The 21,854-nt window shown below is 70.2% G+C and carries 22 protein-coding genes and 2 pseudogenes; 6 read left to right on the top strand and 18 right to left on the bottom strand.

The features are described from left to right. Window positions 1-104 precede the first annotated feature (104 nt). Window positions 105-920, bottom strand: a complete 816-nt coding sequence (locus AMK11_RS26165) for an SDR family NAD(P)-dependent oxidoreductase (protein WP_241847090.1) — start codon at window positions 918-920, stop codon at window positions 105-107. A 136-nt stretch (window positions 921-1,056) separates the two neighbouring features. Here AMK11_RS26165 and AMK11_RS26160 point away from each other — a divergent pair, with 136 nt between their 5' ends. From AMK11_RS26160 to AMK11_RS26150, 4 genes and pseudogenes are all read left to right on the top strand, one after another. Then, window positions 1,057-1,662 (top strand): TetR/AcrR family transcriptional regulator, encoded by a 606-nt coding sequence (locus AMK11_RS26160; RefSeq protein ID WP_073730511.1) that lies wholly within the window; start codon window positions 1,057-1,059, stop codon window positions 1,660-1,662. Window positions 1,663-1,664: 2 nt separating this feature from the next. Beyond that, window positions 1,665-1,878: pseudogene (locus AMK11_RS38225) on the top strand (IS5/IS1182 family transposase); the annotation flags it as partial. Beyond that, window positions 1,858-2,116: pseudogene (locus AMK11_RS38770) on the top strand (IS110 family transposase); the annotation flags it as partial. The pseudogenes AMK11_RS38225 and AMK11_RS38770, both read left to right, overlap by 21 nt. Window positions 2,117-2,340: 224 nt before the next feature. Further along, window positions 2,341-3,027, top strand: a complete 687-nt coding sequence (locus tag AMK11_RS26150) for a hypothetical protein (protein WP_073730509.1) — start codon at window positions 2,341-2,343, stop codon at window positions 3,025-3,027. A 94-nt stretch (window positions 3,028-3,121) separates the two neighbouring features. Here the strand turns inward: AMK11_RS26150 and AMK11_RS26145 are convergent, their stop codons facing one another. The 16 genes from AMK11_RS26145 to AMK11_RS26070 form a co-directional block, all read right to left on the bottom strand. Beyond that, window positions 3,122-3,787, bottom strand: a complete 666-nt coding sequence (locus tag AMK11_RS26145; RefSeq protein ID WP_073730508.1) for an antibiotic biosynthesis monooxygenase family protein — start codon at window positions 3,785-3,787, stop codon at window positions 3,122-3,124. 12 nt (window positions 3,788-3,799) lie between these two features. Continuing rightward, entirely contained in the window at window positions 3,800-4,420 is a 621-nt protein-coding gene (locus tag AMK11_RS26140; protein WP_198941463.1) for an NADPH-dependent FMN reductase, read from the bottom strand. Beyond that, entirely contained in the window at window positions 4,417-5,661 is a 1,245-nt protein-coding gene (locus AMK11_RS26135) for an MFS transporter (protein ID WP_073730507.1), read from the bottom strand. Before AMK11_RS26135 ends, AMK11_RS26140 begins: the two co-directional genes overlap by 4 nt. Further along, window positions 5,658-6,626: an LLM class flavin-dependent oxidoreductase gene (locus tag AMK11_RS26130; RefSeq protein WP_073730506.1), complete on the bottom strand. Its 969-nt coding sequence runs from the start codon at window positions 6,624-6,626 to the stop codon at window positions 5,658-5,660. Before AMK11_RS26130 ends, AMK11_RS26135 begins: the two co-directional genes overlap by 4 nt. 57 nt (window positions 6,627-6,683) lie before the next feature. Next, window positions 6,684-6,899 carry an acyl-CoA carboxylase epsilon subunit gene (locus tag AMK11_RS26125; RefSeq protein ID WP_073730505.1) on the bottom strand — a complete coding sequence of 72 codons (216 nt, stop codon included), beginning with the start codon at window positions 6,897-6,899 and terminating at the stop codon, window positions 6,684-6,686. 33 nt (window positions 6,900-6,932) lie between these two features. Next, complete coding sequence (locus tag AMK11_RS26120) at window positions 6,933-8,501, bottom strand: acyl-CoA carboxylase subunit beta (protein WP_073730504.1); 1,569 nt, start codon at window positions 8,499-8,501, stop codon at window positions 6,933-6,935. 60 nt (window positions 8,502-8,561) lie between these two features. After that, entirely contained in the window at window positions 8,562-9,332 is a 771-nt protein-coding gene (locus AMK11_RS26115) for an SDR family oxidoreductase (RefSeq protein WP_073730503.1), read from the bottom strand. After that, window positions 9,329-11,365: an SDR family oxidoreductase gene (locus AMK11_RS26110; RefSeq protein WP_073730502.1), complete on the bottom strand. Its 2,037-nt coding sequence runs from the start codon at window positions 11,363-11,365 to the stop codon at window positions 9,329-9,331. The genes AMK11_RS26115 and AMK11_RS26110 overlap by 4 nt, the downstream gene beginning before the upstream one ends. A gap of 3 nt (window positions 11,366-11,368) precedes the next feature. Beyond that, a complete protein-coding gene (locus AMK11_RS26105) occupies window positions 11,369-12,319 on the bottom strand; it encodes an aromatase/cyclase (RefSeq protein ID WP_073730501.1) in 951 nt (316 codons plus the stop codon). 27 nt (window positions 12,320-12,346) lie between these two features. Further along, the gene (gene fabG / locus AMK11_RS26100; RefSeq protein WP_073730500.1) at window positions 12,347-13,132 is read right to left on the bottom strand and encodes a 3-oxoacyl-ACP reductase FabG; all 786 of its coding nucleotides are present in this window, start codon (window positions 13,130-13,132) and stop codon (window positions 12,347-12,349) included. Window positions 13,133-13,166: 34 nt separating this feature from the next. Then, window positions 13,167-13,424: an acyl carrier protein gene (locus tag AMK11_RS26095; protein ID WP_073730499.1), complete on the bottom strand. Its 258-nt coding sequence runs from the start codon at window positions 13,422-13,424 to the stop codon at window positions 13,167-13,169. A gap of 61 nt (window positions 13,425-13,485) precedes the next feature. After that, on the bottom strand, window positions 13,486-14,706 hold the full coding sequence (locus tag AMK11_RS26090) for a ketosynthase chain-length factor (protein WP_073730498.1): 1,221 nt from the start codon (window positions 14,704-14,706) through the stop codon (window positions 13,486-13,488). Then, window positions 14,703-15,977, bottom strand: a complete 1,275-nt coding sequence (locus AMK11_RS26085) for a beta-ketoacyl-[acyl-carrier-protein] synthase family protein (protein ID WP_073730497.1) — start codon at window positions 15,975-15,977, stop codon at window positions 14,703-14,705. The genes AMK11_RS26090 and AMK11_RS26085 overlap by 4 nt, the downstream gene beginning before the upstream one ends. After that, a complete protein-coding gene (locus AMK11_RS26080) occupies window positions 15,974-16,300 on the bottom strand; it encodes a TcmI family type II polyketide cyclase (protein WP_073730496.1) in 327 nt (108 codons plus the stop codon). The genes AMK11_RS26085 and AMK11_RS26080 overlap by 4 nt, the downstream gene beginning before the upstream one ends. Before the next feature lie 52 nt (window positions 16,301-16,352). Beyond that, window positions 16,353-17,822, bottom strand: a complete 1,470-nt coding sequence (locus AMK11_RS26075) for an FAD-dependent monooxygenase (RefSeq protein WP_073730495.1) — start codon at window positions 17,820-17,822, stop codon at window positions 16,353-16,355. A 229-nt stretch (window positions 17,823-18,051) separates the two neighbouring features. Next, a complete protein-coding gene (locus AMK11_RS26070; RefSeq protein WP_073730494.1) occupies window positions 18,052-18,891 on the bottom strand; it encodes a helix-turn-helix transcriptional regulator in 840 nt (279 codons plus the stop codon). A 104-nt stretch (window positions 18,892-18,995) separates the two neighbouring features. Here AMK11_RS26070 and AMK11_RS26065 point away from each other — a divergent pair, with 104 nt between their 5' ends. Beyond that, a complete protein-coding gene (locus tag AMK11_RS26065; RefSeq protein ID WP_073730493.1) occupies window positions 18,996-19,703 on the top strand; it encodes an SDR family oxidoreductase in 708 nt (235 codons plus the stop codon). Between the two features lie 558 nt (window positions 19,704-20,261). Beyond that, on the top strand, window positions 20,262-20,975 hold the full coding sequence (locus AMK11_RS26060) for a response regulator transcription factor (protein ID WP_073730492.1): 714 nt from the start codon (window positions 20,262-20,264) through the stop codon (window positions 20,973-20,975). Between the two features lie 87 nt (window positions 20,976-21,062). Here AMK11_RS26060 and AMK11_RS26055 read toward each other — a convergent pair whose 3' ends face one another. Next, entirely contained in the window at window positions 21,063-21,839 is a 777-nt protein-coding gene (locus AMK11_RS26055) for an AfsR/SARP family transcriptional regulator (RefSeq protein WP_073730491.1), read from the bottom strand. Window positions 21,840-21,854: the final 15 nt, after the last annotated feature.

Here is a 21,854-nt window from a genome sequence, read left to right as displayed (position 1 = left end):
GAGGGCCTCCTCACAGGGGTCGGAAGCGTCGGCGCGCATCGTTCGCGGGACGCGCGGGCCCCGGACGGGCACCCTTGAGTGGTGCCCGTCCGGACCGCCTCGCGTCAGGAGGCGAGCAGCTCCTGGGTGACCTGGGCGAGGCGGACCGCACCCTTCTTGTCGAAGAGGGCCGGGTGGTCCACGGCGATGCGCTGGCCCTCGACGTACGCGCTCAGCGGTTCGGCCGGCGGTGCGTCGATGACCGCGGTGATCGGGGCGACGGCCTGGGCGACCGGCTTGCCCATCCGCTTCATGGCGTCGACCTGCTGCTGGGTCACCGGGTCGTAGGCGCCGGCGAAGCTGGTCGCCGTCGAGCCCGGGTTGACCAGTACGTAGCTGGTGCGGCGGTCGCCCCGCTTGGCGGCGTAGTCGACACCGAGCAGGTCGTTCGCCGTGCCGGCCTGCATCTGGGCGGCGATGCCGCTGTAGCTCTGCCGGGACTGGAGGTCGTTCCAGCGGATGCCGGGCTTCTGGATGCCGGGGCCGGCCACATTGACGATGACCGGCGCCTCCGACTTCTCCAGGGCCTCGGTCAGCCCGTGGCTCAGGAGATAGCGGCTCAGGTACTCGAGGGCGAAGGTGTTCTCGTACCCCTCGGGCGTCTCGTAGCGGGCCGAGCGGAAGAAGCGGGCGCAGAGCACGAGGACGTCCACGACCGGGAACGAGGCCGTGATCTCCTCGACGACACGCTTGTTCTCAGCCACCAGGCTCAGGTCCGCGGCGATGAAGAAGGCACGGTCGGCCGCGTCGCGCGCGGCGGCGGCCTCCAGGAAAGCCTTCCCCTTCACCTCGCTCCGACCGAGGACGACCACCTGGTCGCCGCGCTCGAGACGAGTCAGGGCGAGACCCCTGCCAATCCCGTCGTTACCGCCAGAAATCACAACAGTCTTCACCCAGAGTCTCCTAGAGCGCTTCGTGCACAGCAGGGATCGCACCTAAGTCATCAACTGATGACATAGCTCAACGTAGGCGGGCCTCCACTACGATGTCAACAAGCGATGACCACAGGGAGACACGGTGACTCAGCACCCCAAGCGCAAGCGCGACCGCACGGCCACCAGAGCCGCGCTGCTCGCCGCCGCCCGGGCCCGCTTCGCCCTGGTGGGCTACGACGCGACGAGCGTGCGGGACATCGCCCGGGACGCCGGAGTCGACGCGACGCTGATCTTCCGGTACTTCGGATCGAAGGAACGGCTCTTCGAGGAGGCCTCCCGCCCGGACGAGGACCAGGCCGGGATCGCGGCCGAGGACGGCGCCGAGGATCTGCCGACGCGGCTTCTGCACGCCACCATGCGGCAGGACTGGCCGGGAACGGCCGGCGGCCATCCGCTCACCGCCCTGCTGCTCTCCTCGGGACGCCGGGAATGCCGGGAGCGGCTCAATTCCCAGCTCAGCGATGTCTACGTGCGCAATCTCGAGCAATTGGTCGACCTGCCCGACCGTGAATTGCGCGCCGAGCTGCTCACGGCCCTGCTGCTCGGTATCAACGTGGCCCGTTCCATCGCCCACACCCCGGCGCTCTCGGAAGCCTGCGTCAACGACATCGCGCCCTACTTCGACCAGGTCGCGGCCATGCTCCTGGGCACCTCCACGCAGCCGCCCGCACCCGCGGCCACAGACTGAGCCGGCTTCTGTGGCTCTCGCCGGCCTTGCCGGGCCGTGCTCACGATCTAACCGCCGCACGACCGCGCGCCTACCTCGGCGCCGGCTCTGAGCCACCGCCATCCGCCGCCCGCCCAACGGCGAACCGTCACCGACCGAACGGACGCTGAACCGGGCACTCGGGCCTTCCGCCGGAGCCGCTGCAGCCCGAGCCGCATGACGGACATCGCCGCCGCGCGTCACCCCTGCGTGGTGATCGACGCGGAAGGCCATCGGCTTCTGTCGCGCGCTGACGTCCTCCGCCTCAGCAGCGACCGCGGCGAAGGCAAGACGGACGCCCGCGACGCGGCGGTCATCGCCGGCCAGGCGGCCCCGGGACGAAAGCACGGTGGAGCTGAAACCGCTCACCGCCCATCGCTCCGACCTCGTGGCTGACCGTACCCGGACGGTCAACAGGATCCGGGACCTGCTGACGGGCTACCAGACGCCGGCATGGACACGCTCCTCGGAGCCGAGTTCCTGGCCGGCGGTGGGAATCACTGACTTCACCGGGAATTGTGATTCCTCTGACGGCACGACAAAGTTCTGAAGCTCCTTGTCGGTCTTCTGGACGACGGACGATCCGGGAATTTCCGTGGTTCGGCCGAGACTGGAGATCCGCATGGCCCTGCCGCGGGCCCCTGCCGTGAGGAGTTGTGGATGCCCAGCACGTCCGAGACCCGTCCCGTCGTCAGCCGTCCCGAGGTGGACTCCGTCGTCGTCCGGGTGGTGAACGCGGGCAGCCTCGAGCGTAGAAGCGCGGTGGCGGACGCCGTCGTCGCGCACTGGCGGTCCGCCGACTGGCCCGAGGGGCTCGTCGCGCTCAACTGCTTCACCAGCACCAAGGACGACGCCGTCCTCACCTTCGAGCAGTGGACCTCACAGGAGGCGCTGCGGAAGTCGCTGGACGACGCCTCGGGCCTCTCGCGGGCCAACCCTGGCCTCGCCCTCGCGGAGCGGGCCGAGGAGCCCGTCGCGTACCGCCTGCACAAGGTCGTCCGCGGCACCGCCGTCGGGAACCCTCCTCCGCCCGCGCGGAGCTTCCCCATCGCCGCCTTCCCGATGGAGAACGAGGCGACGGCGCGACAGTGGATCGAGGATCTCCTCAAGGCCGAGGAGGCCGTCGCCGGCGCGGACCGGGCGTACCCCGGAGCGATCGCGGCGAACATCCACATCAGCCTGGACGGCACCAGCGTCCTGATCTTCTCCGAGTGGCTCTCGGAGGAGCAGGCGATCACCCATATGCAGATCCTGACCAAGGCGATGCTGACCGACGTCGGCAACAGCGAGGACGAACTGGGCGGCCTCTACCGCCACCACGCGACCCTGACGCGCTCCTCCGGCTGAGGCCCTCAGGGCGCCGCTTCGGGCCCTGAGGACACGGCTCTGGCGCCCACACGTCCCGCGTGGGCGCCAGAGCCGTTTGCCGGGTGGAGCCGGTTCAGACGCCGAGGGCGTGATGGAGGTGGTACCGCTTGAAGCCGATGGGCCGTACCCCCGGGGTGGCATCGCTGACACGCCGGGTCGCGCCGTGCGTCGCCCCCTCCAGGAAGGCGATGTGCGCCGCGTCCGAGGTCCACTCGGCGTAGTTGAGCACCCGCGTGCCGTCCTCGCTGACATGGAAGTTGGCCGAGAGCATGCCCGGGTGGCGGTCGGCCGCCTCCGCCACCGTCGCGGCGATGGAGTCGATGATCAGCTGCTGCCGGCCGGGGCCGTCCACGTCGAACATGGCGACGATCACGCACCCGGGTTCGCCGGGGTTGAGGACCAGCGAGCGGTGCGGCCGGTACGCGACGGGCTCGGCCGCGGCCGGGCCGCCGACGGAGTCGAGCAGCGCCCGGTAGGCGTCCGGCTCCGCGCACTGCGCGTACGTCAGCACGGTGTCCTCGTCCGTGTTGAGGAAGCAGCTCAGGGAGAGGACGCCGGCCGGCCAGGGGACCTCGCGCCACTGATCCACCATGCCCTGGAGCGCGGTGAGCCCGGCCGCACGGCCTGGTACGTGGCGCGCGGCCACGAAGACGGCGGAGGCGTCCGGACGGCGCACGTCGGGCAGGCCGCGGGACTCGGGCCGGACGGCAGGGGACGAGGCGGGGCGGATGGAGGTCATGGGGCGCCTCCCTCAGCGCTCGTAGGGGTGCTCGGCCCGTGCCCGGCGGAGCGAGCGGCCCCACCACACGAGCCGGTCGATCATGACCTTGGCGGCTCCGGACGCTTCCTGCGCGTCGCGCGGGCGGCCGACCTCGTCGAACACCTCCCACGCGTTGTGGAAGCTGACCGACTCGCGCACGGAGACTCCGTGCAGCTCGGCGAAGACCTGGCGCAGGTGCTCCACCGCGCGCAGGCCGCCGCCCATGCCACCGTACGAGACGAAGCCCACGGGCTTGGCGGCCCACTCGTCGAAGAACCAGTCGATGGTGTTCTTGAGGGCGGCGGGGCAGGTGTGGTTGTACTCGGGCGTCACCACGACGAAGGCGTCCGCGGCGGCCAGTCGCGCGGCCACTTCGTCCCGTATCACCGCCACGTCGGGCGCCGGACGCCGGCCGGGTTCGGGCATCGTCAGAGGGAGCGGGTGGTCGAGCACGTCGAGCACGCTCACCTCCACGTCGGTGTGGGCGCGTGCCTCCTGGACGAACCACTCGGCCACGGTGGGGCCGAACCGGCCGTCCCGGACACTGCCGACGACGACGAGCAGTGAGAGGGGGCGTTCGGCCGCGGCGGCGCCTGTGGTCATGGCGGTCATGACTGAACCTTTCTTGAGGTGGGCGCCCCGGGTCCGCGGAGCGCGGTGAGGGCGACGAACAGGCCGAGGCCGGAGGCCGCGAGGACGAGCAGCAGCGCGGGGCGGTCGCCGTCGTACCGGGTCAGCAGCACGGCCGTCAGCGGCAGCAGCACGATGGCGCCGAGCTGAACGGCGGTCTGGTACAGCGGCACGGCCATCGGGCGTTCCTGGGGGGCGATCGTCGAAGTGGCCTGCATGTTGAGGGCGGCGAAGGCGAAGACGAGACCCGTGCCCAGGAGCAGCAGCGCGGGCAGAGTGCCCACGGCGTACGGTGCATCGGCCGGCCGCCAGGTGTACAGCGCGCAGCCGGCGCATGTGCTGAGGGCGCCGAGCGCGATCGGCCGAGCCGTCCCGAAGCGGGTGACGAACCGTCCCGCGAACGGCACCGTCACCGCAAGGGGCACACAGGCGGGCAGCAGCGCCAGCGCGGTCTGCCAGGGGGTGAGGCCCAGTCTCGACTGGGCGGCGAAGGTGACGGCCACGAGCAGGCAGTGGTAAGTGCCGTTCAGCGCGGCCGCACCCAGCGAGGCGCGCAGCAGAGGGCCGTTGCGCAGCAGCGCGAGGCCGGCCGGCGGCGTCGTGGCTCGACCGGTGTCGCCGGGGATCAGCCGCAGCCCGAAGACAAGCAGGACCAGGGCGACCGGGGCCGGGAAGAGAAAGGTCCAGCGCCAGCTCGCCTCCAGGAGGATCCCCGAGAGCAGCAGCCCCAGCGTGAACCCCGCGGCGCCGAACAGGGAGTAGACGGAGACCGCACGCCGTTGCTGCGCCCCTTCCTTGAAGGTGGTGCTGATGATCGCGAGGCCGGTGGGGGCGGTCAGAGCCGCGCACGCCCCCTTGACGACACGTGTGGCGATCAGCAGGGCGGCACTGTCGGTGAGCCCCCCGGCGACCGACGCGGCGGCGAAGACCACCATCGCGGCGAGATAGGCCCGGCGCCGTCCCCAACGGGCGTTGATCCGGGCGCCGAGGACGAGCACGGTGGCGAAGCCGAGCGCGAAGCCGCTCATCACCCACTGGACGTGGAACAGAGAGAGGCCGAGCTCGGCGCCGATGGTGGGAAGGGCGACGAGCACCACCGACACCTCGAGGGCGTCGAGAATCATGTTCCCGGAGAGGACGAACAGAATGCCCCATCGTCGCGCGGCCCGGCGGTCCGCGCCGCCGGACTGCGCGGCCGGCGGTTGGGAGGGGAGCGCCGTCATGAGCGCAGCAGCGGCGGCAGCTTCTCGCTGACCAACTCGATGTTCCGGGCGACCAGGTCGTCGGGCATGCCGGCGATGCTCGCCCAGAAGATCAGATGCCGGACCGGGAGGTCCTTGGTCATCTCCTTGATCTGGGCGGCAGCGTCCTCGGGGGTCAGGATCTTCAGCGCTCCCCAGGGCGCGTTGGAGGTCCGGTTGCGGAACTCCTCGGGGTGGATGATCGGGGGCCTGGGCTTGTCGGTGCCCTCTACGGAGGCCTGCTGATAGCTGTTCACCTGGTGGGCGAGGTAGGGGGCGACACGTACCCATGCCTCCTCCGGGTCGTCGGCCAGGATGATCGGCAGCAGGTCGGAGACACGGGCGGACTCGGGGTCGTGACCGCCCTCGATCAGGCCCTCGCGGTAGAACGCGAACTTCTCGTGCGAGATGTGCAGCAGTCCGATGCCCAGCCGTCCCGCCATCCGGGCTCCGCGCGGGCCGTAGAAGCCGCCCCACAGAGGGACGGGGTCCTGGATCGGCCCGGGGGTGATCCCGCCTTCCTCCCAGAGCCTGCGGACTTCACGGATGTGCTCCTCGGTCCGCCGGAAGCGGTTCTTGAAGTCCCCGTCCATGAGGGCGTATTCGGGGACCCGGTAGCCGGCGCCCATACCGAGTTCGAGGCGGCCGCCGCTGATCAGGTCGACGATCGCCGCCTCCTCCGCCAGTTGGGCGGGCTTGCGCAGCGCGGGCAGCAGGACCGAGGTTCCGATCCTGATCCGGCGGGTGCGGGCCGCCGCGGCGGCGGCCAAGGTCAGCGGCTGCGGCAGATAGCCGTCCTCGAAGAGGTGGTGCTCGGTGAACCAGAGACCGCCGGCGCCTCGCTGGTCCGCCTCTTCGCAGAATTCCAGGGTCCGCGCGTAGTGATCCGCCCAGGGGCGCTTCCATCCCTCGGGGTTGCGCAGATCGAAGAGAAGTCCGACTTCCATGGCTGGGTCCCCATTCATAGGCAGTATTTCTGTGGTGGGTGCGGGGCCGCAGGCGGCTCAGCGGACGCCGTTACGCCAGGCCCTCGGGCTCTCGAAGGCCGTCTGCCGTTCCAGCCGGCGCCAGCCTGCCGTGGCCCGGGCGTGGGCGGACGTCGCCGCGTGGTCTGCGGGCCGGGCGGCCGCGCGGGCGAGCAGTACGGCCGTGATCGCCGCGAGCTCCTCGGGGCCGGCGTGGCCCTTCTCGACGCGGAGCAGGGTCGCGGAGGTGGTCATGTCGCAGCTCCTCTCAAGGCGCTGGTTCCGGGTTCACTGGGGCGGGTTGCCGTGCTTGCGACGGGGCAGCTCGGCATCCTTCGCCCGCAGCATCGAGAGCGAACGGATCAGGACCGATCGGGTGTCGCGCGGATCGATGACGTCGTCGACCAGTCCGCGCTCGGCGGCGTAGTACGGGTGGACGAGCTCGGTCCGGTACTCCTCGATCTTCCGGGCGCGCATCGCCTCGGGGTCGTCGGCGGCGGTGATCTCCCGGCGGAAGACCACGTTGGCGGCTCCCTCGGCGCCCATCACGGCGATCTCGTTGGTGGGCCACGCGAGGGCGATGTCGGCGCCGATGGACCGGGAGTCCATGACGATGTACGCGCCGCCGTAGGCCTTGCGCAGCACCACCGAGATCCGGGGCACGGTCGCGTTGCAGTACGCGTACAGCAGCTTCGCGCCGCGCCGGATGATGCCGTCGTGCTCCTGGTCGACACCGGGCAGGAAGCCGGGCACGTCGATGAGGGTGACCAGCGGGATGTTGAAGGAGTCGCAGAACTGGACGAACCGCGCTCCCTTCTCGCTGGCCTTGATGTCCAGGACTCCGGCGAGAGTGCCGGGCTGGTTGGCCACCACGCCGACGACATGGCCGTCGAGGCGGGCCAGGGCGCAGATGATGTTGGGGGCCCAGGCGGCGTGGATCTCCATGTACTCGCCGTCGTCGACGAGCTCCTCGATCACGGCCCGCATGTCATAGGAGCGGTTGCCGTCGGCCGGCACTAGGTCGAGCAGCGCGTCGCCCCTGCGGTCGACGGGGTCCTCGCAATGGTGCGCGGGGGGCAGTTCGCGGTTGTTCTGGGGGAGCATGGACAGGAGGTAGCGCACCTCGGCGATGCAGGTCTCCTCGTCGTCGTACGCGAAGTGCGCGACACCGCTCGTCTCGGCGTGCACGTCCGCGCCGCCCAGGCCGTTCTGGCTGATCTCCTCCCCCGTGACCGCCTTGACGACGTCCGGCCCCGTGATGAACATCTGCGAGGTCTCGCGGACCATGAAGACGAAGTCCGTCAGCGCCGGCGAGTACGCCGCGCCGCCCGCGCACGGGCCGAGCATCACCGAAATCTGCGGGATGACGCCGGAGGCGCGGGTGTTGCGCTGGAAGATGCCGCCGTACCCGGCGAGGGCCGAGACGCCCTCCTGGATACGGGCGCCCGCGCCGTCGTTCAGGGACACCAGAGGCGCCCCCGCCGCGGTCGCCATGTCCATGATTTTGTGGATCTTGGTGGCGTGGGCCTCGCCCAGCGCGCCGCCGAAGATCCGGAAGTCGTGCGCGTAGACGAAGACCGTCCGGCCCTCGACCGTGCCCCAGCCCGTCACCACGCCGTCGGTGTACGGCTTCTTGGCCTCGAGGCCGAAGCCCTGGGCCCGGTGCCGCCGCAGCTGCTCGACCTCATTGAAACTCCCCTTGTCCATGAGGAGTTCGATGCGCTCACGTGCGGTCAGCTTGCCCTTGGCGTGCTGGGCGTCGGTCGCCCGCTCGCTCGGCCCGCGCCGGGCCAGTTCCTTGATCTCACTCAGTTCCGTCAGCCGGTCGGGCCCGGCGGCGGTCGCGGGTACGCTCATTCCTTGTCTCCCCCAGTCGCGATGGTGCGTGTGTGCGGTCGCCGGGCGCCGCGGCCCCGTTCACCAGGACAGACGCTGCCCATCCGGCGTGGAGTCCTCGCCCACGAACGTGGCTGTGGGGCCGTCCTCGCCCAGCGTGGCCAGAAGTACGGGGATCCGCGCGCCCTCCTCGGGGGTGAGCACGCCCTGGTGACCGTTGATGTCCGTGGCGACGAAGCCGGGAGAGACCGCGTTGACCAGGATGTCGGTGTCGCGGAGCTCGTTGGCGTAGGTGATCGTCACGGCGTTGAGCGCCGCCTTCGAGGTGTTGTAGTCGAGCAGCGCGGGGAACACGCCCGGCGGAAAGACGCCGGTGGGGTCCTGGCGCTCGGCGGCGTGGGTGAGGGAGCCGAGCACACTGCTGACGTTCACGATGCGGCCGGCCGGGGACTTTCTGAGCAGGGGCAGCATCGCGTTGGTGACGGCGATGACTCCGAAGACGTTGGTCTCGTACGTACGGCGCACCTCGCTCAGCGGGGTGAGGCTCGGCGGCACGGGCGGGCCGCCGACCCCCGCGTTGTTGACCAGGGCGTCGAGGTGCCCGGTCTCCTCCTCGACCCGCTTCGCCGCCCGTTCCACGGACGACTCGTCGGTGACGTCGAGCCGCAGGAAGCGGACGTCCAGACCGTCGGCGCGCAGCTCTCGCTCGGCCGCCAGGCCACGGCTCTCGTCGCGGGCGCCCAGGTACACGCGGAAGCCGAGCACGGCGAGCCGGTGCGCGACCGCGCGTCCGATGCCCTTGTTGGCGCCGGTGACGACCGCCGTTCGGAGCTGGGGGGCCTGGGCGCTCATCCGAGGAGGGTCCCGCCGGTCGCGTCGACGAAGGACCCGGTGATCCAGCGGGCCTCGTCGGTGGCGAGGAAGGTGACGACGTCCGCCACGTCGGCGGCCTCGCCGACCCGTTTGAAGGCGGAGAGCTGTGACATCTGCTCGACCGCCTCCGGGATGTCGAAGACGGCGCTGCCGTTGTTCGTGATGCCGGGTGCCACGGAGTTGACGGTGATGTTCCGCGGGGCGACATGGCGGGCGAGGTGCAGGGTGAGTTGTTCGACGGCACCCTTGGTCATCGAGTAGGCGATCTGCTCCGGGTTGGCGAACCGGGTGAGTCCGGAGGAGATGTTGATGATCCGGCCGCCGTCCGGCATCACGTCCAGGGCGCGGAGCACTGTGTAGTACGGCGCCTTGGCGTTGACGGCGAAGTACTTGTCGAACTGCTCCGGGGTGACGGCCTCGGGGGCCACTCCGTTGGTGGTCTCACCCGCGTTGTTCACCAGGATGTCCAGCCGGACCTCGCCGATGCGCTCCTTCAGGCCCTGCTCCAGGCCGAGGAAGAGCTCGTGCACGTCGCCGGGCACGCCGAGCTCGGCGCGGATCGCGAAGGCGCTGCCGCCGTCCTTCTCGATCCGGGTGACGGTCTCCTGCGCGGCCTTCTCGTTGTGCGCGTAGTGCACGGCGACGAGGGCGCCCTCGCGGGCCATCGCCAGGGCGGTGGCCCGTCCTATGCCGCGGCCGGAGCCGGTGACGAGGGCGGTCTTGCCGGTGAGCCTGTTCATCAGGGAACTCCCGTGGTTCGGTGGGGTCTTGTACGTGTGGCGCGCCCGGGCCGGACCCGGACCGCCGGAGGGCGCACCCGGTGCGGTCTCGAGGCCGCTGATCATGCGGGCGAGGTGGCGGCGCACGGACGCGCTCTCCATGAGTTCGCCGAGGACCTCGCGCAGCCCGTCGACCTCCGGTCCGCCGAGCAGCAGGCGTGCCTGCGCCTGGATGTTGTCGAGCGTCCGGGCGCCTACGGGCCTGCGCTCCTCGTCGTACCGGTCGAGCAGGCCCTCCGGTGCCCGTCCCACGATCTCGTCCGCCAGCTTCCCTCCGAGGTTCGCGGCGTCCTGGAGGCCGAGGTTGAGTGCCTGACCGCCGACCGGCATCTGGACGTGGGCGGCGTCGCCCGCCAGCAGGACGCGGCCGCACCGGTAGGAGGTGACCTGCAGGCGGGTGTTGTCGAAGGCGTTGAGCCACACGGGTGTGCCGCCGCCGATGTCCTCTCCGGTGACCTCCGCCCAGGCGGCGGCGACCTCCGCGAAGTCCGGCTCCTTCGTGCGCGCCCTCGGCCCGCCCCGGTGCAGGTGGACCATGACGCGGGTGGTGCCGTCGGGCCAGCGGAAGGCGGTGGCCAGGCCGTTCGGCAGCCGCTCGAAGCGACGGTCCGGGATGTCGATGCCGGCCACGTCGGCGCGGAGCATCTCCCGGGTCGCCTCGTCCCGGTCGGCCTGGAAGCCGGCGAGCTGACGCACCGTACTGGTCTCGCCGTCGCAGCCGACGACGTAGGAGGCGGTCAGCCGGTACGGCTTCCCTCCCAGCGGCGTCACCGCGAGCTCCACCATGGCCTCGCGCTGGGCCAGGCCGGTCACCACGTGGCCGCGCCGTACCGTCGCACCCGCTTCGACGGCCCACTCGTGGAGGACGGCCTCCAGACGGGTCTGCGGACACTTCCACTGCCCCGCGTACGGATGGTCCGGGTCCGCGGCGGTCAGGTCGAGCGGCAGCCCCCCGAAGTGGCCGGGGCCGCCGCTCGGGAGGGGGCCGAGGCGGTCGAGCAACCCGCGCCCGGCGAGGATCTCCATCGTCCGTGCGTGCAGCGTGGAGGCCCGGGACTCGGTGGTCGGCTCCATGAGCTGTTCCAGGACGGTCACCCGTGCGCCGCCGGCGCGCAGCTCACCGGCGAGCAGCAGCCCGACGGGGCCTCCTCCCACGACGAGGACGTCCGTGTCGGGTGCGTCCGTGCCCGGTGCCTCCACACCCTGCTGCGCCCGGTCCCGTGCGTCGTCCATGGTTCAGCGCCGCGCTTCCGCGTGGTCCTTGGCGTGGCCGAGGGTGGCCCGGCTGTTGGTGCCCAGGGCGTTGCGGATGTACGCGCGGGCCTCGGCCAGGCCTGCCTCCGGACCGAGGATCCTGGTGATGTTCTCGGTTCTGATGACCACGGTGTGCTGGGAGGTGGCGGTGGTGACGCCGTCGGCGTCCTCGTCCAGCTGCCAGTAGCCGGTGTGCAGGTCCATCAGGGCGGGCAAGGTGGTCTGCTTGTACGCGATCCGGTGGTGCGGGAAGCAGACCCGGACCGACTCGGTGGTGTGGGAGGAGCCGTCCTTGGTGAGCGTGTCCATGCGCAGCACCTGCAGCCCTGGGGTGTCCTCGGTGAGCCGGACCTCGGCGACGTGCGGCAGCCGCTCGGACCAGAGCTGGGCGTCGTTGAGGAACTCGTAGACGTCCTTGGCCGATCCGTCGATCCGGACGCTGTCCTCGAAGGAGAGGGTCCGCTCGTCCGCCTGGGCCGCGAGCTCCACATTGGCCTTCAGGGAGGGGAGCTCGGCGCGGCTGTTGGTGTCCACGGCCTTGTCGATCCAGGCCAGGCCCTCCGGGTCGTCGTCGACGGACCGGAAGGAGTGCAGCAGCCGGACCCGGGTCTCGGTCGCGGAGAGCGGCTCGAGGATCCAGGTGCCGTTCATCTCGGCGACCGGCGGGGTGAAGACCTCCTGCCGGAAGGTGATGCGCAGCGCCTCGGCGTCCAGCTCACGGCGCGACGTCCAGCTCTTCACCTCACCGTTGGCGGTGGCGAAGATCCGGATGCGCTCGGTGTCGTCGTCGTTCTTCTCCAGGTACTCCACGAAGACCGAGGGCGGGAAGAGCCGGGGCCAGTTCTCGACCTCGGCCAGCAGGCGGTAGACGTCCTGCGCGGCCGCCCGCACGGTGATCTCGTGCTCCACCTCACGCGGTTGCTGCTGGGTCATGCTCATCTCCTTGGTCGTCGCGCCGCGTCAGAAGTTGCCAAGTCCGCCACAGACGTTCAGCGCCTGGGAGGTGATGGAGGCGGCCGTGTCGGAGGCGAGGTATCCGACGAGTCCGGCGACCTCCTCGGGGGTGGAATACCGCCCGAGCGGGATCTTGGCCTGGAACTTCTCCAGGATCGCTGCCTCGGACGTGTCGTACGCGTCGGCGTACCCCTGGCGGACGCGTTGTGCCATGGGAGTCTCGACATAGCCGGGGCAGACGGCGTTGACGGTGATTCCGGTGGGCGCGAGCTCATTGCCGAGCGCCTTGGTGAAGCCGACCACGCCGTGCTTGGAGGCCGAGTAGGGGGCGCCGAGCACGACGCCCTGCTTGCCGGCCGTCGAGGCGATGTTGATGATCCGGCCACGCGCCTTGTCGCGCATGCCGCCGGTGGTCAGCACCTCACGCGTCATCAGGAAGACGCTGTTGAGGTTGGTGTTGATGACGTCCAACCACAGCTCGTCCGTGATGTCCGCGGTGACGCCGCCGCCGCTGCGGCCGGCGTTGTTGACCAGGACGTCGATGGTGCCGAAGCGATCGACGGCGGCCCGGACGACCCGCTTGACGTCGTCCGTGGAGCCGACGTCGGCGGCGGCACCGTCCACGTCGTGGCCCTCGCCCTGGAGTTCCTTGACCGTACGGGCCACGGTGTCGGCGTTGCGGGCGCAGAGGAAGACCCGGTGGCCCTGCTCCGCGAGGAGCCGGGCGGCGGCCAGGCCGATTCCACTGGTGCCGCCGGTGACCAGGGCCACCTTGCGTCCGTCGTGCGTCATGTCTTGCCTCTCCTGGAAGTCGGGTGCCGGGTGGTCAGTTGGCGCTGACGGCCGTGAGGTGCGCGGTGACGACCTCGATGAGCTGGCCGGGCGTACGGACGGTGCCAAGGGCGTCCTCGTCGAGGGTGATGCCGTACTCGCGCTCGATCCGGGTGTACGTCTCGAGGAGCGCGAGGGAGTCGTAGCCGAGGAGTTCGAACTCCCGGTCGGCGGTGATCTCACCGGCGTCGCCGGCGCCCTCGCGGAGGATGCGGGCGAGGTCGTCGAGAGTGAAGGGGGAAGAGGTGCTCACGGTGTCTCCTCGTGGCGAGGTCGGATGTCGTAGTGCGCGGGAGGGAAGGTGCGGCGCCGGCTCACCGCTCGACGGAGCGGACGACCATCGCCGCGTTGAAGCCGCCGTAGCCTCGGGCGACGACGAGCGCGGTGCCCGGCCGGGCCTCCCGGGCCGCGCCGGTGACCAGATCGATGTCGTAACGGGAGGAGAGCGAGGTGTGGACCGTCGGCGGGATGACGCCGTCCCGCAGGGAGAGCAGCGCGGTGGTCACGTCCAGCGGGGCGGCGCCCGAGTAGAGCCGGCCGGTCATCGTCTTGGGGGCGGTGACCGGCACACCGCGCGGCCCGAACACCTTGGTCAGCGCCTCCGCCTCGATCCGGTCGAGCTCGGGCACGGCGGCCGCGTCGGCGAAGACGACGTCGACGTCTCCGGGGAGCACGTCCGCGTCCGCGAGGGCCAGTTCGATCGCCTTGCGCAGGGCCGGTTCGCGCCCGCTGTCCGGTGCCGGGTCGATGGTGGAGGCGTGTCCGGCGATCTCTCCGTAGACCTGGCGGACACCCCGGTCACGGGCGTGCTCGGCGTCCTCCAGGACCAGCAGCGCACCCCCCTCGCCGGGGACGTGGCCGCAGGCGGTGGCGTCGAACGGTACGTACGCGCGCCGCGGGTCCTCCTCCCTCGACAGCCGGTCGCTGGCGAGCTGTGCCACCCAGCCCCAGGGGCAGATGGACGCGTCGACGGCGCCGGAGAGGATCAGCGGGGTGCCCTTGCGGATCTGGCGGCGGGCCTGGGCGAGCGCGTCGAGGCCGCCCGCCTGGTCGCTGACGACGACGCTGCTCGGGCCGCGCATCCCGTTGCGGATCGAGATCTGACCGCTGTTGACGGCGTAGAACCAGGCGAAGGACTGGTAAGCGCTGACGTACTGGCCGCCCTTCGACCACAGCGCCCGCAGTTCGTTCTGGCCGAACTCGAAGCCGCCGGAGGAGCTGGCGGTGATGACGCCCATGTCGAACTCGGGCAGCTCACCCGGTACCACTCCGGCGTTCTCCAGCGCCCAGTCGGCGGCCACCAGCGCGATCCGCGTCATACGGTCGGTCTGCGGCAGCAGCCGTGCGGGCAGGTGGTCCTCCGCGACGAAGCCGTCGATCTCGCCGGCGAGTCGCGCCGGGTAGGAGGCCGGATCGAAGCGGGACACCGTGCCGATGCCGCTCTCGCCGGCCTTGGTGGCCTCCCAGTACGCCTTCAGGCCGAGCCCGTTGGGCGCCGCGACGCCGAGACCGGTCACCCAGGTCGCCGTGGTCACCGAACGCTCCTCTCGGGCTTGGCGAGTACGACCGCGCTCTGGAAGCCGCCGAAGCCGCTGCCGACCGACAGAACGGCGTCGGTGCGCCATTCCCGTGCGGTGAGGGGGACGTAGTCCAGATCGCACTCGGGGTCGGGGGTGTGCAGATTGGCGGTGGGCGGCACCACGTCGTGCTCCATGGCCAGGAGGGAGGCGGCGATCTCGATCGATCCGATCGCGCCGAGCGAGTGGCCCACCATCGACTTGATGGAACTGACCGGAGCCCGGTAGGCGTGGTCGCCGAGGCTCCGCTTGAAGGCCGCGGTCTCGTGGCGGTCGTTCTGCTTGGTGCCGGAGCCGTGTGCGTTGATGTAGTCGATGTCCTCGGGGTTGAGCCGGGCCTCGTCGAGAGCGACCCTGACCGCCTCGGCCATCTCCCGGCCGTCGGGACGCAGTCCGGTCATGTGGAAGGCGTTGGAGCGGGTGGCGTACCCGGCGACCTCGCCGTATATGCGGGCGCCGCGACGGCGGGCGCTCTCCAGCTCCTCCAGGACGAAGACCGCGGAGCCCTCGCCGAGGACGAAGCCGTTGCGGCTGGCGTCGAAGGGACGGGAGGCGGTCTCGGCCTCGTCGTTGCGCGGGGTGGTCGCCTTGATGGCGTCGAAGCAGGCCACGGTGATCGGCGAGATCGGGGCGTCGGTGGCGCCGGCGATCATGACGTCCGCAGAGTCCTCACGGATGACCTCGGCGGCGTAGCCGATGGCGTCGAGACCCGAGGTGCAGCCGGTGGAGACGACCGTGCTCGGCCCCTCGGCGCCGGCCGCCCAGGCGACCTCGGCGGCGAAGGAGCTGGGGACCAGGTAGTTGTACAGGTGCGGGACAGCGTAGCTGTGGTCGACCAGTTCGAGCCGGCCGCCGTCGCTGACCGTGCGGTACTCCTGGTCCAGGCCCATGGTCGCGCCGACAGCGCTGCCGATGGTGACGCCGGTCCGGTGCGGATCGACCGCGCCGAACTCCAGGCCGCTGTCGGCGATGGCCTCGCGCGCGGTCACGACGGCGAACTGGGCGGCACGGTCCATGCGCCGGATCTGCTGGGGCCCCAGCCCGAGCAGCTCGGCGTCGAAGTCGGCCTCAGCGGCGATCTGGGAGCGGAAGGAGGACGCGTCGAAGAAGGTGATCCGGCGGGTGGCGGTCCGGCCGTCGGTGAGCAACTGCCAGAAGTTCTTCACACCGATGCCGCCGGGAGCGGTGACTCCGATGCCGGTGACGACGACTCGGCGCCCAGCGCTCACTTGGCGCTCCAGTGGTAGAACCGCTGCGCCATCGCGTCGGCCGGGGACCGCCAGGTGGCGGGATCGTACGCCTCGATGAAGGGCTTGAGGTCCTCGCTGACAGCGATGAACCGCGAGTCCGTCTTGGCGTTCTCGATCCGCTCGCCGCCGTCCTCGGAGTCGAAGTCCTGGAGGTGGAAGTAGAGCCCCTTGTACGAGAAGAGCTGGCGCCGCCGCGTGCCCATCAGGTGCGGCATCTCGGTCTGGTCGAACTCGTTGAACAGGCGGGCGACCTCGGCCGCGGATCCGGGTTCCATTCGGGCCACGATCAGCGTGCTGTGCATGTTTCCCTCTCTCCGGTGCGAATCGGTCGTGCGGTGCCTGGTGGCGTGATCGTCATCGCGCAGGCCCGAACCATCGGGTCAGTGCCGTGTGCAGGTCGTGGTGGCTGCCGGGTGCGGCCCAGGCCACATGGCCGTCGGGGCGTAGCAGCACACCGCCGGTGTCCGCCAGGGGCCCGTCCTCCGGAACGGTGGCGGGGCGGGCGGTGACGATGTCGATCCGGTCGGACCAGGCGGCGGCCCTGCGCCGCAGGTGCGCGTTGTCCTCCAGGTCGAGCAGGACACCGCGGCCGGCACGCAGCAGCGCGGTGCTGCTGGTGGGGCGGACGGGGCCGTCCAGCTCCAGTCGGGGCATGCGCAGACCCAGCAGGGGGTGGCCGCCGCCGCCGACGTCGTAACGGATGTCGAGGCCGCCGGCCTTGGCGGCGAGGTGCCGGGCCACGTCCTCGTAGGCGGTCAGCTCGGCCAGGATCCCGCGCAGCGGCTGGACCTCGTCGCCGCCCAGGATGAGCAGGCTCTGCGCCCGGGTGTTGAGCAGCAGCCGCCTGCCCACCTCGTGGCGCTCGGCGTGGTAGGTGTCGAGGAGTTCGGCCGGTGCGGTGCCGCGCAGAACGGCGGCCAGCTTCCAGCCCAGGTTCACCGAGTCCTGGATGCTGGTGTTCATGCCCTGGCCGCCGGCCGGCAGATGGACATGGGCCGAGTCCCCGGCGAGGATCACGCGGCCGCGCCGGTACTCGGTGACCTGACGGGCCGCATCGCCGAAGGCGCTGACCCAGACCGGCTCCGCGTGGGAGATGTCACCGCCGGTCAGTCGCTTCCATGCGTCGGCGACCTCGGTGAACGCGGGCGGTTCGGTCCGGCGCCGCGGTGGCGCACCGTGCTCGCTGATGATGATCCGGTGAACCCCGTTGCCGAGATCGGCGGTCATGACCATTCCACCGGATACCCGGTCGGAAATCATTCGCTGTTCGATATCGGCACCGCGGATGTCGGCGAGAAGGAGTTCGGTGGTGGCGGCGGTTCCGGGAAAGTCGAATCCGGCCGCCCTCCGTACACCGCTGCGACCGCCGTCACAGCCCACGAGATAACGGGAACGCAGCACCCTTTCACCGGACGCGCCGCGCACGCGCACCTCGACGCTGTCGCCGAGATCCTTCAGCGAGAGAAATTCCCGGCCACGCCGGATGTCCGCTCCCAGATCCCGCGCCCAGGCCTCCAGAACGGTCTCCGTGGTGGACTGCGGAATGTTGCGGGCCGCCAGGTGGCCGGGCCCGAGCACGCCCAGATCCAGCGGAACGCCGCCGAAATGGGCGAACGTCCCGGTCTCCAGGTCGCCGAAGCGCGGCAGCAGACCGCGCTGGTCGAACACCTCCATGGTGCGGGCGGTGAATCCGATGCCGCGCGATTCCCCGGTACGTCCCGGAAGGCGCTCGAGAACGATGACGTCGATTCCCGCGAGACGCAGTTCTCCCGCCAGCATCAGGCCCGACGGGCCGGCACCCACGACAATGACCGAAGCATCCATTCAACTCTCCCGACCGTTCCCCGGAAAGACATGAATATCCTCATCGCTGGGACACGGGCTTCTCAAGCAAAGATCTCAAGGACCTCCGCAAGGAAGTGTCAGGAGATTGTCAACTCGACAAGGGAACGCCAACCGCCGTCCATCAGTGGCAAAACAGCGCGGGCGGACGGACGTCGGAGGGCCGGGCGACGGGACGGGCCGGTGCGTGACCGACAGATCCGGGGGCGACTCAGTGATCTGCTGCGGCGTAGAGGCGCTTGAGCAGGCCGGCCGCGTCACTGCCCGGCGCGGCGGTGTGGGTGACGATGCGCAGATCGCTCTCGGGGACCATCAGGACGTGGCAGTCGAGTTCCAGCGGCCCGACGACCGGGTGGTGCAGCGTTTTGCGGTTCTTGGTGTGCACGGCGACCACATAGGCGTCCCAGAGCTCCGAGAAGCGGGCGCTGCGGCTGCGCAAGTCGTCGACGAGCTGCGCGAGTTCAGAGTCCTCCGGGTAGCGGACGGTGGCGGCTCGCAGATCGGAGACGAGGGCGGTCTCCAGGGCCTCCTCCTGGTCCTTGCTGTGGGTGACGATGCTCGACGAGTCGGTGAACTGACGCCACACCACATTGCGTTCACGGTCCCGCGTCCCGGAGGGGTCCCCGCTGAGCGCCACCCAGCGGTGGTTCCAGGCGATCAGCGTCCAGGCGGCGTCGTACGCGCTGGCCGCCACTCCCTCGAGCTGCTCGACCAGGCCCTGCGCGCTCGATGTGAGGGCCTCGCTGCGGCGGTCGCGGGGCGGGTGGTGACCCGCGAGCAGATACAGGTGTCCGCGCTCGGCGTCCGAGAGTCTCAGGGCGCGGGCCAGGCCGGCCAGGACCGGCGGGGACGGGGAGACGGACCTGCCCTGTTCGAGTCGGGTGACGTAGTCCACCGACACCCCGGCCAAGAGGGCCAGTTCCTCGCGCCGCAGTCCGACCGCGCGACGCCGCTCGTCGCCGCCCGGGGCCGCGGTCAACCCCGCGTTCTGTGGCGTGAGCCGGTCTCGCCACCGGCGTAATGCGACACCCAACTCCCCCGAACCCTTCATCTCACCAGTATGCAGAGGGATCTGTCACGGCGCATCCTGGTACTGCCGTTCCCAGGAAGCAGGGGGCACTACCTGACATGTGCCGCAGGGGTGAGGCTGGCCGCATGCCCATCACACTGATCACCGGAGCGAACAAGGGACTTGGCAGGGAAACCGCCAGGCGGCTGGTGGAGGCCGGCCACACCGTGTACATCGGGTCCCGGGTCGAACGGAGTGGCCAGAAAGAGGCGGCGAGGCTGGGCGCTCGCTGTGTGCCGATCGACATCACGGACGACGAGTCGGTGCGCGCGGCGGCGGAGTCGGTCGGCCGGGAGGCGGGCCGGCTCGACGTGCTCGTCAACAACGCCGGGGTCATCGGCTGGGGCAACGACGCCCTGGCGGCGACGGCGGAGGCGGTGCGGCGCACGTACGACACCAATGTCTTCGGTGCGGTACGGGTCACCAAGGCGTTCCTGCCTCTCCTGGAGGCGAGCGAGGCGCCAGTGATCGTCAACGTGAGCAGCGGCCTCGGGTCGTTGAGCATCGCGGGTGACCCCGAGAGTTACAGGGGCCAGCTTCCGGCCTACTACCCGGCGCTGGCCTACAACTCGTCGAAGGCGGCGCTGAACATGCTGACCGCCCAGTACGCGCGGATGTTGCCCGGATTCAGGATCAACGCCGTCGACCCCGGGCACACCGCCACCGATCTCAACGGCCACACCGGACCGCAGACCGTCGCCGAAGGCGCCGACGTCATCGTCCGGATGGCCACGGTCGGCCCCGACGGGCCGACCGGAGGGTTCTTCGGCAACGGGGGTCCCGTCCCCTGGTGAACGCCGGACGACTGCGCATTCATCACATCACCCTTGTATGCAGGTCCGTTCCATGAAAACGGACCCGTGATTTCTGGCCATTCATCTGCCCTCCGCAGGATGTGACGCTGCCAACATAGCTGTTGCCCGTGACATGTCCCGCAGGAGAAGATGTCCTGCGTTTGCGGCGCTCCGGCGCCGCCACCAAGCTCAACACAGTGCGCGAAACGGGGGAATCGTGGACACATGGGTATTGGGTACGGCTGCCGTGCCCGTCGACCGGACTCGCAGGCGTGGACACCCCTGCCGTCAGACGCCCCGCAGGAGATAGTGAGCGCGCGACTCCCGCGACAGAATCGACATAAATCTACCGGCGATTTCGCGGATGTCACCGCGACGTCATGTGCTGGGAACGTAGCCATTCAACATTGAATGGCAGACCACGTACACAGCTTCAGTCGACTCGCCGTATCACCCCCACACTTACAGGCGTGGCCTGATCACGGGAATGTCCGCGTTATGCGTGCCCATTCGCATCCCTGTGACACCTGGACCACGTGCCCAAGCTTGGAAGGTGTTATGCAACTCCTCGTCGTGACAGGTCAAGAATTTTCCAGCCAACCGCTCGCGCCACGCCTCGAGCGGCATGGATACGACGTCGTCACCGTCACCACCGGAGCTGCCGCCCTCGACGCGTGCGGCAGCGCGGAGCTGGTCCTGCTCGACCTCGAACTCCCCGACATCGACGGCCTCGAGGTCTGCCGGCGCATCCGGAACACCATGGACACCCCGATCATCGCGTTCACCGACAGCGGCGCCGATCTCGACCGCGTGCTCGGGCTCCAGGCCGGCTCCGACGACTGCCTGGAGAAGCCGTACGAGTTCCGGGAGCTGATGGCCCGGATCGATGCGGTCATGCGCCGCGCCTGGCGGCCGAGAAGCACCCCCCGTACGGTCACGGGCTCGCTCACGGTCGGCGACATGTGCATCGACGGCGCCTCCCGCGAGGTCCGGCTGCGCGGCACCCCGATTCAGCTGACACGCAAGGAGTTCGATCTGCTCTACTACCTCGCCCGGCACTCGGACACCGTGGTGACCCGGCGCCGACTGATGACCGAGATCTGGGACGACTCCTCGGCCCACGCCCTCAGCCCGCGCGCCAGCCGAACCATAGACACCCACGTCAGTTCGTTACGGAGCAAGCTGGGGAGCAGCGGCTGGATCGTCACCGTACGCGGGGTGGGCTTCCGGCTGGGGCAGGGCCGGAGTCAGGGGCGGCCGGCGCTCCGCTGAGCCGGCCGCCCGTGCCCGGCGCGGCCGGCTCAGCGGAACAGGTGCACCGGAGCGGTGACGGAACGTTTCTTCACCGCACCGCGCTCCTCAGGCCGCCGCGGGCCCCAGTTCGAGGCCGTCGTCCGCGGCGAGCACGGCCCGGTGCAGCTCGCGCAGCGCCCGGCCGGGCCGCACCCCCAGTTCCCGGTCGAGAACCTCCTGTGCGCGTCGGTAGGCGAGGAGCGCGTCGCTCTGCCGCTCAGAGCGGTAGAGCGCCAGCATCAGCTGGCGGTGGAACGCCTCGCGCAGCGGATGCTCGGCGACGAGGCGGTACAGACCCCCGACCAGTTCCCGGTGCCGCCCGAGGGCGAGGTCCGCGTCGTTCTTCCGTTCAACCGCCTCCAGACGGGCCTCCTCCGCCCAGGAGGCGAATTCGTCGACAATGGGACCACCCCGCAGGTTCTGGAGAACCGGGCCGCGGAACAATTCCAGGGCGCCGCCGAACTCCGCCGAGGCCGATTCGTACCGTTGCAGCCGCAGGGCACGCCGTCCACGGGTAAGGAACCGCTGCAGGACGATGGAGTCGACCTCGTCCTCAGGACCGGGCAGCAGCACATACCCCGGAGAACGGGTCACCAGCGGTTCACGGCCGTCGGTCACTTCCCTCAGGAACTTACGGAGCTGCGAAACATGGACGTGCAGAGCGGCCGTACGGCGACGCGGCGGTCTGGCCCCCCAGATCTCGTCGCCCAGTTCGTCCACGGACACCGTCTGCCGAAAGCGAATCAGCAGACTCGCCAGCACAACTTCCATTTTACGCGCGCTGATGAACGAACTCCGCGTGTAGTCCCTCACCTCAAGGCTACCCAGCAGTACGTACTTCATCAAAGCCTCTCCTCA

The sequence above is a fragment of the Streptomyces sp. CB02414 genome, assembly GCF_001905385.1.
Classification (GTDB): Bacteria; Actinomycetota; Actinomycetes; order Streptomycetales; family Streptomycetaceae; genus Streptomyces.
Note: the sequence above shows the minus strand (reverse complement) of the source record. Positions and strands in the feature narration are given on the sequence as shown.

Bases quoted from the DNA above. Each gene is read 5' to 3' on its own strand.
- AMK11_RS26120 (WP_073730504.1), bottom strand. From the start codon at position 8,501: ATGAGCGTACCCGCGACCGCCGCCGGGCCCGACCGGCTGACGGAACTG.
- AMK11_RS26130 (WP_073730506.1), bottom strand. From the start codon at position 6,626: ATGGAAGTCGGACTTCTCTTCGATCTGCGCAACCCCGAGGGATGGAAG.
- AMK11_RS26125 (WP_073730505.1), bottom strand. From the start codon at position 6,899: ATGACCACCTCCGCGACCCTGCTCCGCGTCGAGAAGGGCCACGCCGGC.
- AMK11_RS26105 (WP_073730501.1), bottom strand. From the start codon at position 12,319: ATGACCCAGCAGCAACCGCGTGAGGTGGAGCACGAGATCACCGTGCGG.
- AMK11_RS26110 (WP_073730502.1), bottom strand. From the start codon at position 11,365: ATGGACGACGCACGGGACCGGGCGCAGCAGGGTGTGGAGGCACCGGGC.
- fabG (WP_073730500.1), bottom strand. From the start codon at position 13,132: ATGACGCACGACGGACGCAAGGTGGCCCTGGTCACCGGCGGCACCAGT.
- AMK11_RS26075 (WP_073730495.1), bottom strand. From the start codon at position 17,822: ATGGATGCTTCGGTCATTGTCGTGGGTGCCGGCCCGTCGGGCCTGATG.
- AMK11_RS26135 (WP_073730507.1), bottom strand. From the start codon at position 5,661: ATGACGGCGCTCCCCTCCCAACCGCCGGCCGCGCAGTCCGGCGGCGCG.
- AMK11_RS26140 (WP_198941463.1), bottom strand. From the start codon at position 4,420: ATGACCGCCATGACCACAGGCGCCGCCGCGGCCGAACGCCCCCTCTCA.
- AMK11_RS26145 (WP_073730508.1), bottom strand. From the start codon at position 3,787: ATGACCTCCATCCGCCCCGCCTCGTCCCCTGCCGTCCGGCCCGAGTCC.
- AMK11_RS26115 (WP_073730503.1), bottom strand. From the start codon at position 9,332: ATGAGCGCCCAGGCCCCCCAGCTCCGAACGGCGGTCGTCACCGGCGCC.
- AMK11_RS26150 (WP_073730509.1), top strand. From the start codon at position 2,341: ATGCCCAGCACGTCCGAGACCCGTCCCGTCGTCAGCCGTCCCGAGGTG.
- AMK11_RS26065 (WP_073730493.1), top strand. From the start codon at position 18,996: ATGCCCATCACACTGATCACCGGAGCGAACAAGGGACTTGGCAGGGAA.
- AMK11_RS26060 (WP_073730492.1), top strand. From the start codon at position 20,262: ATGCAACTCCTCGTCGTGACAGGTCAAGAATTTTCCAGCCAACCGCTC.
- AMK11_RS26070 (WP_073730494.1), bottom strand. From the start codon at position 18,891: ATGAAGGGTTCGGGGGAGTTGGGTGTCGCATTACGCCGGTGGCGAGAC.
- AMK11_RS26055 (WP_073730491.1), bottom strand. From the start codon at position 21,839: ATGAAGTACGTACTGCTGGGTAGCCTTGAGGTGAGGGACTACACGCGG.
- AMK11_RS26080 (WP_073730496.1), bottom strand. From the start codon at position 16,300: ATGCACAGCACGCTGATCGTGGCCCGAATGGAACCCGGATCCGCGGCC.